Origin of the sequence: Cellulomonas soli (genome assembly GCF_013409305.1) — a bacterium.
Lineage (GTDB): Bacteria > Actinomycetota > Actinomycetes > Actinomycetales > Cellulomonadaceae > Cellulomonas > Cellulomonas soli.
Map to the genome: position 1 here is coordinate 2,581,358 of NZ_JACBZJ010000001.1, position 11,759 is coordinate 2,593,116.

Here is an 11,759-nt window from a genome sequence, read left to right on the forward strand (position 1 = left end):
GGTGCGCACCGTCTCAACGTCCGAGGGGCGGAGCCGGTCACCAGACCGCTCCGCCCCTCGTTCTTCCCGGCACGTCTCAGCGAGGGGCGGCGCGTGACGGCCGAGGTGCAATCACCCGGGCCCACGGCGCGCCCACCGTGCCCCGCCCGTGCACCCGGTTAGCGTTCGCAGGGTGAGCACCGTCCCCGCGCGCACGCCCGGCACGGGAACCTCCTCGGGCACGGAGCAGGTTCCCGGTGCCGACGTGAACCCCGCCAGCCGCACCGCCGACAGCACCGTCGACCCCGCCGCTCGTACGGCGGACGCAGTCGTCGCGCTCGTCGAGCCGCCGTCGGCGACCGAGATCCTCGAGGGCGCCGTCGCGACCTGGCGAGCCGCGCTGGTCGAGGCCGCCGGTGGCTCCACCCTCGCCGACGTCGAGCTGCTCGGGGAGGCTGCGCTCGACCTGTCGGCCGCGCACCCCTCGGGGCTCGCCCAGCTGTTCGCCGGCCGTGAGACACGGCTGTCGAACCTCGTCCGCGAAGGCGCGGCGCTGTCCACCGCACGTCGACGCTCGCGGGCCGTGAGCGCGCGCGCCGCGTCGTACGCCCAGCGGTACGGCATCGCCCCGACCTACCTGGCCATCGGCGTGGCGACCTGGACGGAGCGGACCACCCCCGACGTCGCGACCGACGACGTCGCCGCGCTCGCCGCGATCACACGCGCGCCGGCAGCCCGACCGACCGACGACGACGGAGCGGACCTCACGCCCGAGGACGCGTCCGACGCCCAGCAGCCGCGCACCGTGCGCGCACCCGTGCTGCTGCGCCCGGTGACCCTGCACCCGCGCGGCTCGGGGGAGAGCGACTACGCCCTCGAGCTCGAGCCGTCCGTCGAGGTCAACCCCGTGCTCGCCCGGGCTCTGCGCTCGCGCGGCGCCCTGCTCGACCCCGGTTCGGTGGCCCGCGGCACGTTCACGTCCGCCGGCTTCGACCCCCGCAGCGCGCTCGACCGCATCACCTCGCTCGGTGCCGCCGTGCTCGAGGGCTTCACGCTCACCGAGCGCATCGTCGTGGGCACGTTCGTGCACCCCGGGCAGGTGCTGGTCGACGACCTCGACAACCTCGCCGGTGCGCTGGGCAGGCACGAGGTCGTGGCCGCGCTCGCCGGCATCGACGACGCCCGCCTCCTGCTGCAGAACCCGCTGCCCGAACCCGTCGTGGGTGACCGTGAGCCCGGCATGGAGCGCGGGGTCGGCGACCTCGACCCGGCCCAGCAGCACGTGCTCGACGTCGTCGCGACCGGCATGCACGCCTTCGTCGACGCGCCCGCGGGAGCCGACGTCACCGGCACGCTCGCCGCCCTCGTCGCCGACGCGGCCGCCTCCGGCCGGACCGTGCTCTACGTCCCCGGGCACCGACGAGCCGCGACCGCCCTTGCCGCCCACCTCGACGCGCTCGGCGTGGGCGACCTGCTGCTCGACATCGCCCCCGACGCCGGGTGGCGCACCGCGACGGCGCGCCGGCTGCTCGGTGCCATGACCCTCGAGGCCCCGCTCGTCGACGCCGCCCACCTGCAGGGTCTGCGCGCCGACCTGGTCGCCCAGCGCGAGGTCCTGCGCGCCTACGTCGACGCGCTGCACGCCCCGCGCGAACCCTGGGGTGCGTCCGCCTACGACGCGCTCCAGCACCTGGCCATGCTCACCTCGACCCGCCCGGCACCCCGCACCACGGTGCGGCTGCCCGCCGACGTCGCCCGGCAGATGGACGCCCCGGCGCGCGCGGCGCTCGCGGCCGACCTGGTCCGGGCCGGCGAGCTCGGCGCGTTCGCCGTGCGGCCCTCCGACACGCCCTGGTACGGCGCCGACCTGCGCACCGACGCCGACGCGGACGTCGTGCGGCACCGCCTCGACCGGCTCCTTGAGTCCACGCTGCCCGGCCTGGTCGCACGCACGCAGGAGGTGGCCGACGAGACCGGCCTGGTGCGAGCCACCAGCCTGGACGCCTGGGCGCAGCAGCTGCGGATGCTCGACGGCGTCCGCGGCGCGCTCGACGTGTTCCAGCCGCTCGTCTTCGAACGCACCGCCGCCGACCTCGTCGCCGCGACCGCCACCAAGGAATGGCGCGCCGCACGCGGTGTCGAGATGGGCTACTGGGTGCGTCGGCGGCTGCGCAAGCAGGCCAAGGACATGGTGCGCCCGGGCCGGCCCGTCGCCGACCTGCACACCGCGCTCATCGACGTGCAGGCGCAGCGCGAGATCTGGCAGCAGCACTGCCCGTCCGGGGGCTGGCCGCGGCTGCCCGACGGTCTCGGGCTCATCGACGAGGAGTACCTCGCCGTGCGCGCCGACATCGACGCGCTCGACGAGGTCCTGGCGACCACGCCCGCCGGTGCCGACCTGGCCTCCGCAGGGTTCGCCGACCTGCTCGAACGGCTCGGCCGTCTGCGCGCCGGGGCCGAGGCGCTCATCACGCTGCCGCGCCGCACGACCCTGCTGCACCACGTGCGCGCCGCAGGGCTGGGCGAGCTCCTGGACGACCTCGCGCAACGCCGCGCCGACCCGGCGCTCGCACCCGCCGAGCTGGACCTGGCCTGGTGGACCACCGTCTTCGAGCAGATCCTCACCGCCGACCCGGCGCTCGCCGGGTACGACGGGACCGCGCTGGGGGCGATGTCCGCGCAGTACGCGGCGCTCGACCGTGCCCACGTCGCGAGCCTGTCCCGCCCCGTGATGTCCGCCGTCGTCGGGCACGTCGGGGGCGCCCTGCGCGTGCACCGCGAGCAGGCCGAGGGGCTGTTCGCCGAGCTGGTCGAGGAGCGCCTGACCTCCGTCAGGGACACCGTGGCCCGATACCCGGACGTCGCCCGTCGCCTGCGACCCGTGCTCGCCGCGAGCCCCATGCTCGTACCGCAGGTGCTGCCGCCGACCCGCACGGTCGACCTCGTCGTGATCGACGCCGCCGCGCACCTGCCCGTCGAGGTCGCCCTGGCCGCGGTCGCCCGTGGCCGCCAGGTCGTCGTCGTCGGTGACGCTCGCTGCGCGTCGGGCAGCGCGCTGCGTGAGCTCTCGGCCGTCCTGCCCACCGTGGCCCTGCACGCCGACGCGTCCCGACGGGACCCGTACCTGACGACGTTCCTGGCCGGGCACGGCTACGCGGGTGTCCTCAGCCCGACACCCCTGCCGCAGTCCGGGCCGCTCGTCCACCTCGACGTCGTCGACGGCACGGGCATGCCCTCGGAGCGGACCGGGACGGTCGACTCGACGCGCGAGGAGACCGAGCGGGTCGTCGAGCTCGTCATCACGCACGCGCTGACCCGGTCCGAGGAGTCCCTCGCGGTCGTCACGCCCTCGCCGACGCACGCCGAGAACATCCGTGAGGCCGTGCTCGCCGAGGTGCGCGACAACCCGGCGCTCGCCGCGTTCTTCGACGCGGCACGGCCCGAGCCGTTCACGGTCGTCGACCTGGCCAACGTCGCCGGTCTGCGCCGCGAGGCGGTCGTCCTCACGCTCGGCTACGGGCGCACGCCGCACCGGCGGATCCTGCACCGGTTCGGACCGATCAGTCTCCCGGGCGGAGACGCGCTCCTGCTCGACGCGCTCGGCGCCACGCGGCACCGACTCTCGGTCGTGGCATGCTTCGGTGCCGACGACCTGGACCCCGAGCGGCTGCGCGGTCCCGGTGCACGCCTGCTCGCCGACCTGCTCGCGTTCGCCGCCGAGCGGGGGGCCGGTGGTACCCCTTCCGCCGACCGCCCCGGGTCGTCGGCCCCACGCGGAGACCTGCCAGCGGGCCGTGTCGTGGACGGAGCTGCGGGCGACCCTTCAGCGGACACCTCGGCCGACACCTCAGTCGGCACCTCAGCCGGCACCGAGGGCGGCACGCCGGACGGCGGAACGAGCAGCAACAGACCGGTATCGGCGGACGCCGCCGAGGCGGATCGCCTCGTGCTCGACCTGGCCGAACGGCTCTGGCGGGCGGGCCTCACCGTCGAGGTCGACCACGGCATCGCCGGGGGCACGCGCATCCCGCTCGCGGTCGGTCACCCGTCGCTGCCCGACCGCATGCTCGTCGCGGTGCTCACCGACGACGAGGCCTACGTCGCCGAGCCGAGCATCCGCGTGCGCGACCGTCAGGTCGCCGAGCGGCTCGCCCGCCTCGGATGGTCGGTCGTCCGGGTCTGGTCCGCGGCCGCGTTCCTGGACCCGCAGGCCGAGGCCGACCGGGTCGTCGCCGCCGTGCTCGCCGCGGTTCCCGCGCCGCCGTCGACCCCGGTGGCCCCGACCTCCGTCGGCACGGTTGGCCCGGACGGAGACGTCGTCGAGCCCGAGGGCGTCGGCGCGGTCGTGGCGACGACCTCCCCGGCGGGCGGCGAGGGATCCGTGACCGTGGTCGACGTGCAGGACGTCCCGGCAGCGACCCCCGTTCCGACGGCACCGTCCGCCCCCGCGCGACCTGTCACCGGGGCGATCCCGGTGTGGGCCCCGACCGGGGCGACCCCCGTCGTGCCCGAGGCCTCCGTCCCGGCTGCTCCCACCGGCGCGGTGCCGCAGGTGGCGTCCTCCACGGGCACCGTTGCGACCGGCAGCGTCCCGACGGTGACGGGTTCCGTCCCCGCTGCACCGCCGGCCACGACCGGTGCGGTGCCGCTGCAGGGCGCGTTCGGCTTCTCGACGGAACGTCGGCCCGACGTGCGTGCGGGGCTGCCGATCAGCGCGTACAGCGACGACGAGCTCGACGCGCTCGTGGGCTGGCTGGTCTCCGACGGTCAGCACCGCACGCGTGACGAGCTGGCGGCCGCGCTGCGGTTCGAGCTCGGCATCACGCGTCGCTCGTACCGGATCGACACCGCGGTGCGTGCCGCGATCGCCCGCGCCGGGGTCTGAGGCGACGTACGGCGTCCGCTCGGGGCGCCTGCGGGGCGCGGTCGCGACCCGGCTGCGCGTCGCGCGATGGGATGATCGGCGGGTGAGCTCCGACCACCCCGACACCGCACCTCGCTCGGTCGGCGGCCCTGACTCCCCGGTGGGTGTCGAGTCGGCGGGCACCGAACCGGTGGGTGCCGAGCGGCCGCGTGGCAGGCGTCCACGGCGTGCGGTCCGGCTCTCCGACACGGTCGGCTCCGACGAGTCGGTGCTGCGCAGCACGCTGCCCGCGTACCGCACGTCCGGCGCTGCGCCCGACGCCGACCAGGACCCCGGCGTCCCGACGGTGGGGGAACTCGACGCTCAGAGCGGCACGGCCGATCCCGCACCCGCGACCTTGGGTGGCGACGAGCCCGCCGTCGGGGACGCGTCGGCGGCGTCGCTCGCACGGCTCTTGGATCGTGCGGGTGACCTCAGCAGGTCCGCCGACGACGGTGACCAGGGGTGGGGCGACGGCGCCGGGACGAACGACGAACGCCTCGCGCGGGACCGCCCACCGCACTGGTGAACGACCTGCCCGAGGCGTGGTCGGTGCTCTGGTGCCCGTCAGACGGTCGGGCCGTCCTTCTGCGCCAGCAGGTCGCGGATCTCCGTCAGCAGGCGCACGTCCTCGGCCGGTGCGGCCGGCTCGGGCTCGAGCCCCCGCTTGCGGCGCTCGGCCAGGTGGTTGAGCGGCACGACGATGAGGAAGTAGACCGCGGCCGCCGTCCCGAGGAAGGTGACCAGGGCGTTGATCACGACGCCGAGGCTGATGGTCGTCGGCAGACCCTTGCCCGTCCACGGGTCGATCTCGAAGGTGAGCACGTTCGAGAGGTTCGGTGACCCCAGGATCCAGCCGACGAGCGGGCTGATGAGCCCGTCGACGATCGACTTCACGACCGCGCCGAACGCCGCGCCGATGACGACGCCGACGGCCAGGTCGACCGCGTTGCCGCGCGAGATGAAGTCCTTGAACCCACCGAAGACCTTGGCGAGCCCCTTCAGCTGGGCGCCCGCGCCCGAGAATCCCGTGCGTCCGTCCGTCACGATGCAACCTCCATGGAGCTCGATCAGCAGGTTCGTCCCCTTTGTCGGGGTCCGGCCGCGATCATTCCACGATGACGGCCGACAACAGGGCTCCGCCGGTGGCTCCGGCGAGGGCGGACGCCTCCTGCGGGGTGACGGCGAGCAGCACCGGACCGGCATCGGCCTGCGTGCCGCCGCCCAGGATCCCGGTGCCGTCCGTGCCGTCCCGGGCGGGTGCGCGATCAGGGAGCACGAGCGCACGGCTGGCGAGCGTCCCGCCCGGGCCGCCGTCGGGCGTCGCAGCGAGCACGTCGACCCGGTCCCCGGGCTGCAGGTAGTCCGCGACCGCCGCGTCCGCGAACCGGACGGCCGCCACGACGGTGCCGGACGGACCGACGAACGACTGCGCGAGCGTGCCCGGGACGAGCGGGGTGCCCGCGGTCAGGGGCACCGCCGTGGTCGCGCCGATCACGGTCTGCGGGTCGGTCGGCGCACCGGAGACGGCGACGTCCCGGGGCAGGTCGACCGTCCGCAGGTCGGCTGCGGTCAGCGGTTCGCCTGCGGCGACGTCGTGCGCGGCCACGACCGTGCGCACGGTGACCGGATCGGGCGGCCTGAGCGCGGTCAGGGCGGTGGCGCAGCCGAGCGCGAGGCACAGCGCGGCGATCGGCGCCCGCGCGCGCCACAGGACGGCGCGGACCCGCGCGCGTGGCGGCGGACGCCGTCGGGCGAGCCGCGCGGGCAGGCGACCGGTCGGGTCAGGTCGGGTGGACGGCATCCCGCGACGCTAGGTGGCGGGCGTCGTCCGCGGTCGGTCGGCAACGGTCGACCAGCGCGCACGGCGTGACGGGCCGGGGCTGGGGTCGGCTCGCGCAGGCCGGGGGATCGCAGGCCGGGTAGCTCGCGCCCCGGCGGCCCTCAGGACGACGCGGCGGGCTTCGCGGCGGCAGGCGCAGGCGAGGAGGACGACGTGCTGCTGGACGAGCCGCTCCCGGACGTGCTGCCCGAGGACCCCGAGGAGGACCCCGAGGAGGAGCTGCTCGAGCCGGACGTCCCCGTCGAGGACGAGCTCGAGGCGGTCGACGTCTTCGTGCCGCGCGAGTCGGTCCGGTAGAAGCCCGACCCCTTGAACACGACGCCGACGGTCGAGAAGACCTTCCGCAGGCGCCCGGAGCACTCCGGGCAGACCGTGAGGGAGTCGTCGCTGAACGACTGCTGGATCTCGAAGGCGTGACCGCACGCCGTGCACGTGTAGGCGTAGGTGGGCACTTGCTCTCCCGGGGGACTCGTCCGCCGTCGCCGCTCCCGCAGGGGCTGCGACTGGCACTCGCGCTGACCGAGTGCCAATTCTACCCGACGGCCCCGAGCCGCCGACCAGCGCCGACGCCGGGCCACCCGCGAGCGCCCGCGTCGGCCGGGCGGCCGTGCGGGCGCGCCCGAGGTCACCGCGGCCCGATACCCTCCGTGACGTGAGCCGCCGCCGTACCGCCCGTCGCATCCTCGTCGCCGTCGCCTCGGTGCTCGTGGTGGTGATCGCCGCCGCGGCCGTCTCGGCCGTCGTCGTCGTGCGCCGCCCCCTCCCGCAGGTCGACGGCACCCTGGCGCTGCCGGGGCTCGACGCCGAGGTCACGGTCACCCGGGACGCCCAGGGCGTGCCGACGATCACCGCCGAGACGGCCGACGACCTGTTCATGGCGCAGGGCTACGTCGCCGCGCAGGACCGGTTCTTCGAGATGGACTACCGACGGCACGTCACCTCAGGCCGCCTGTCGGAGCTCGTCGGGGAGAACGAGGACGCGCTCGCGGCCGACAAGGTGATCCGCACGTTCGGCTGGCGCCGCGTCGCCGAGCAGGAGTGGTCGCTGCTCGAGCAGGACACCCGCGACCACCTGCAGGCCTACGCCGACGGGGTCAACGCCTACCTCGAGGGCCGCGACCCCTCCGAGATCGCGGTGGAGTACACGGTGCTCGGGCTCAAGGTCGACCAGGCGGCACCGGAGCCCTGGGACCCGATCGACTCGGTGGCCTGGCTCAAGGCGATGGCCTGGGACCTGCGCGGCAACTACGACGACGAGCTCGACCGTGCCCTGACCTACTCCTCGGTGCGCGACGTGGCGCGCGTCGGCGAGCTGTTCCCGGTCTACCCGCAGGACGTGAACCAGCCGATCCTCAGCGCGGACGACCTGGCCGCGTCCGGGACCGGCACGGTCGAGCCCGCGAGCGCCACGGACTTCGACGCCGATCTCGCCGACTCCGGCCTGCAGGCAGCGCTGGAGGCCGCCTCGGCTGCGCTCGACGCCGTGCCGCACCTGCTCGGCGAGGGCGAGGGCGTCGGCTCGAACTCCTGGGTCGTCTCGGGCGAGCACACCGCGTCCGGCTCGCCGATCCTGGCCAACGACCCGCACCTGTCGATCTCGGCCCCCGGCATCTGGTCGCAGGTCGGCCTGCGCTGCGCGGATGTCAGCACGGCGTGCCCGTTCGACGTCAGCGGCTTCGCCTTCGCCGGCATGCCCGGCGTCATCATCGGTCACAACGACGACCTCGCCTGGGGGCTGACGAACCTGGGCGCGGACGTCACGGACTTCTTCGTCGAACGGGTCGACGGCGCCGCGGACGACCCCGGCGGCCAGACGAGCAGGCTGGACGGCGAGGACGTGCCGGTGACCTCCCGTACCGAGGTCATCAAGGTGGCCGGGGCCGAGGACGTCGAGCTGACCGTCCGCGAGACCGTGCACGGCCCGATCGTCTCGGACGTGCTCGACATCGACGAGGTCCGCGCCGCACCTGTCCCCGACGGGTCCCCGGGTGGTCGCTACGAGGTGGCGCTGGCGTGGACCGCCCTGAGCCCGGGGTCGACCGCCGACGCGATCTTCGCCTTCGACCTCGCGCACGACGCCGAGGACGTGGCCGCCGCGGCCGCGCTGTTCGACGTCCCCTCGCAGAACATCGTCTTCGCCACGACCGACGGGCACATCGGCTACCAGGCCCCGGGCAAGATCCCGGTGCGGGCGAGCGTCGTCGGTGCGGTCGTGCCGTCCGACGGCACCTGGCCGCGGCCCGGCTGGGACAGCGCGTACGACTGGCAGGGTTTCGTGGACGACGCCGCGATGCCGCACGTGCTCGACCCCGCCGACGGCATCGTCGTGGCGGCCAACCAGGCGGTCACACCCTCCGGTGTCGGACCGTTCCTGACGACCGACTGGGACTACGGCTACCGCGCCCAGCGCATCCGTGACCTGCTCACCGAGCAGATCGCCGACGGCACCGCGATCGACGTGGCCACGACCTCCGAGCTCCAGCTCGACCAGCACTCGCCGTACGCGGACGTCCTGGTCCCGGCCCTGGTGAGCCTGCCGATCGACGACACGTTCTACGACGACGGCCAGGAGCTGCTGCGTGCGTGGGACGGCGAGGCGAGCTCGGACTCGGCGGCGGCCGCCTACCTCGCGGCGGTGTGGAAGACGCTGCTGCACCTGACGTTCGCCGACGACCTGCCCGACGGCCACGACCCGAGCGGGGACTCACGCTGGCTCGAGGTCGTGCGCCGGCTGCTCGACCAGCCCGACTCGCCCTGGTGGGACGACCGGTCGACGCCCGGGCTCGTCGAGGGTCGTGATGAGATCCTCACCCAGGCTCTCGTGCAGGCACGCAAGGAGCTGACGGCGCAGCTCGGGCGCAATGCCGAGGACTGGGAGTGGGGCCGGCTGCACGCCGCCGCCCCCGAGCACCCGGTGCTCGGCGGCGACTCCCTGCCCGCGCTCGTGCGGAGCCTGGTGAACCCGTCCTCGCGTGCGGTGGGTGGCGGTTCCTCGATCGTCGACGCGACCGCGTGGGACGCGTCCTCGGGGTCGTACGAGGTCACGGCGGCGCCCTCGATGCGCATGGTCGTCGACCTGGGCGACCTGGACTCCTCGACGTGGGTCACCTTGACGGGCACGTCCGGACACCCGGCGAGCGAGCACTACGCCGACCAGTTCGGCGCCTGGGCCGCCGGTGACACGTTCGCCTGGCCGTTCAGCCAGACGGCCACGGACGACGGCGCGCAGGACACGCTCACGCTCACGCCGTGACCTCGATGGTGGGCTCCCGCCGCTGAGCGGGACCCACCACGGGTGCGGTGTCAGCGCAGGCAGTGCCAGCCCTCGGTCGTGGCGACCGCGTCGACCCGGCGGTCGTGGTGCTCGCGCGGCAGCGGCCGCGTGCCCGCCTCGTAGAGCTCCTCGGGGAAGACGAGCGCGACGGTGCGCACCCCCGGGCGGGCGTGCGCGAGGGCCCTGTCGTACCAGCCGCCGCCCTGACCCAGCCGGGTTCCGGCGGAGTCGACCGCGAGCGCGGGCACGATGATGACCTCGGCCTCGGCGAGCGCATCAGGGCCGAGGGCGGGGCCGCTGGGCTCCGGCGGGCGGCCGGGCGCGCGTTCGCGCAGGTCGTCGGCGCCGGCGAACGCGGCCCAGTCGCGCTGCAGCCCGTCGCCGAGGACCGGCATGAGGACCTGCACCCCGCGCGCGTGCAGCTGTTCGAGGAGCGGCCCGGTGCCCGGCTCGGTGGGACGGGAGGCGTAGACCGACACGCAGCGTGCCTGCGCGAGCTCGGGGATGGTGCCGACGACCTGCGCGAACGCCTGCGCGGCCTCCTCGCGGCGACGCGGTGATCGCTCCTTGCGCGCCGTGCGGATGGCGAGCCTCAGCTGCTCCTTGACGTCCTCGATCTCGTCGGGTTCGGTCGCGTGCAGGTAGGGCTGGGCGGCGCTGCTCATGGTGACCAGTGTCTCAAACCTCGCGGACCGATCCGGACAGCCGCTGTGAGGATCGGGTGAAGCGTGCCGTCCCAGGTCACGGCGCCGGGCGGTGCTCGAGGCGGTCGGTACGGCCTCGGCCACGGCTGCGGACGCCTCTGTGGTTGTGCCCGTGACCCGGGTAACCTCGGTGCATGACGATCCACAAGGCAGTCATCCCCGCCGCTGGTCTGGGCACGCGGTTCCTGCCCGCCACGAAGTCGACGCCGAAGGAGATGCTCCCCGTCGTCGACACCCCGGCGATCGAGTACGTGGTCGCCGAGGCCGCCGCTTCCGGGCTCGACGACGTCCTGCTCGTCACCGGACGCGGCAAGGACAGCCTCGCCGCGCACTTCGACGCCGCTCCCGAGCTGGAGGCCGCGCTCGAGGCCAAGGGAGACGCGGGCCGGCTGGCCGCGGTCCGCCGTTCGTCCGAGCTCGCCTCCGTGCACACCGTCCGTCAGGGCCAGCCGCGCGGCCTCGGCCATGCGGTCCTCGTCGCGAAGCAGCACGTCGGGCACGAGCCGTTCGCCGTCATGCTCGGCGACGACCTCATCGACGAGCGCGACGACCTGCTCTCCACCATGGTCGCCCTGCAGGAGAGGGTCGGTGGCTCGGTCGTCGCCCTCCTCGAGGTGCCGCCCTCGCAGATCTCGCTGTACGGGTGCGCCGCGGTCGAGCCGTCCGACGCCACGGGCGACCCGGACCAGGTCCGGGTGACCGCCCTCGTCGAGAAGCCCGCGGTGCAGGACGCCCCCAGCAACCTCGCCATCATCGGTCGCTACGTGCTGCACCCCGCCGTGTTCGAGGTCCTCGAGAGCACCGCACCCGGCCGCGGGGGCGAGATCCAGCTCACCGACGCGCTCGCGACGCTCGCCTCGATGCCCCCCGAGCAGGGCGGCGGCGTGCACGGCGTGATCTTCCGGGGTCGCAGGTACGACACCGGGGACCGGCTGGACTACCTCAAGGCCGTCGTCCAGCTCGCCTCCGAGCGCACGGACCTCGGTCCGGAGTTCCGGACGTGGCTCACGCAGTTCGTCGCCACGCTGAGCGACTGAGCCACAGCGCGTCACCCGC

At 74.7% G+C, this 11,759-nt stretch carries 8 protein-coding genes and 1 pseudogene; 5 read left to right on the forward strand and 4 right to left on the reverse strand.

The window, feature by feature from the left end:
- The first annotated feature begins 172 nt into the window (after positions 1 to 172).
- Entirely contained in the window at positions 173 to 4,864 is a 4,692-nt protein-coding gene (locus tag BKA22_RS20365) for a PDDEXK-like endonuclease domain-containing protein (protein ID WP_223203701.1), read from the forward strand.
- A gap of 82 nt (positions 4,865 to 4,946) precedes the next feature.
- Positions 4,947 to 5,411 (forward strand): hypothetical protein, encoded by a 465-nt coding sequence (locus BKA22_RS12025; protein WP_146954231.1) that lies wholly within the window; start codon positions 4,947 to 4,949, stop codon positions 5,409 to 5,411.
- Positions 5,412 to 5,449: 38 nt separating this feature from the next.
- On the opposite strand, the gene mscL is transcribed toward BKA22_RS12025, so the two are convergent.
- Together mscL and BKA22_RS12035 are read right to left on the reverse strand one after the other, a co-directional pair.
- Entirely contained in the window at positions 5,450 to 5,929 is a 480-nt protein-coding gene (mscL, locus tag BKA22_RS12030) for a large conductance mechanosensitive channel protein MscL (RefSeq protein ID WP_223203702.1), read from the reverse strand.
- Positions 5,930 to 5,990: 61 nt separating this feature from the next.
- Positions 5,991 to 6,686: an SAF domain-containing protein gene (locus BKA22_RS12035; RefSeq protein ID WP_146954233.1), complete on the reverse strand. Its 696-nt coding sequence runs from the start codon at positions 6,684 to 6,686 to the stop codon at positions 5,991 to 5,993.
- 192 nt (positions 6,687 to 6,878) lie between these two features.
- Between BKA22_RS12035 and BKA22_RS20510 the strand changes: the two genes are divergently transcribed.
- Positions 6,879 to 7,022, forward strand: a complete 144-nt coding sequence (locus BKA22_RS20510) for a hypothetical protein (RefSeq protein ID WP_373367073.1) — start codon at positions 6,879 to 6,881, stop codon at positions 7,020 to 7,022.
- Between the two features lie 14 nt (positions 7,023 to 7,036).
- On the opposite strand, the pseudogene BKA22_RS20515 reads toward BKA22_RS20510, so the two are convergent.
- Positions 7,037 to 7,354 (reverse strand): annotated as a pseudogene (locus BKA22_RS20515) (FmdB family zinc ribbon protein); the annotation flags it as partial.
- Between the two features lie 23 nt (positions 7,355 to 7,377).
- Between BKA22_RS20515 and BKA22_RS12045 the strand changes: the two are divergent.
- Positions 7,378 to 9,978, forward strand: a complete 2,601-nt coding sequence (locus BKA22_RS12045; protein ID WP_146954235.1) for a penicillin acylase family protein — start codon at positions 7,378 to 7,380, stop codon at positions 9,976 to 9,978.
- A 50-nt stretch (positions 9,979 to 10,028) separates the two neighbouring features.
- On the opposite strand, the gene BKA22_RS12050 is transcribed toward BKA22_RS12045, so the two are convergent.
- Entirely contained in the window at positions 10,029 to 10,664 is a 636-nt protein-coding gene (locus BKA22_RS12050) for a 5-formyltetrahydrofolate cyclo-ligase (RefSeq protein WP_146954236.1), read from the reverse strand.
- A gap of 173 nt (positions 10,665 to 10,837) precedes the next feature.
- Between BKA22_RS12050 and BKA22_RS12055 the strand changes: the two genes are divergently transcribed.
- Positions 10,838 to 11,740, forward strand: a complete 903-nt coding sequence (locus BKA22_RS12055) for a UTP--glucose-1-phosphate uridylyltransferase (RefSeq protein WP_146954237.1) — start codon at positions 10,838 to 10,840, stop codon at positions 11,738 to 11,740.
- The last annotated feature ends 19 nt before the right edge of the window (positions 11,741 to 11,759 follow it).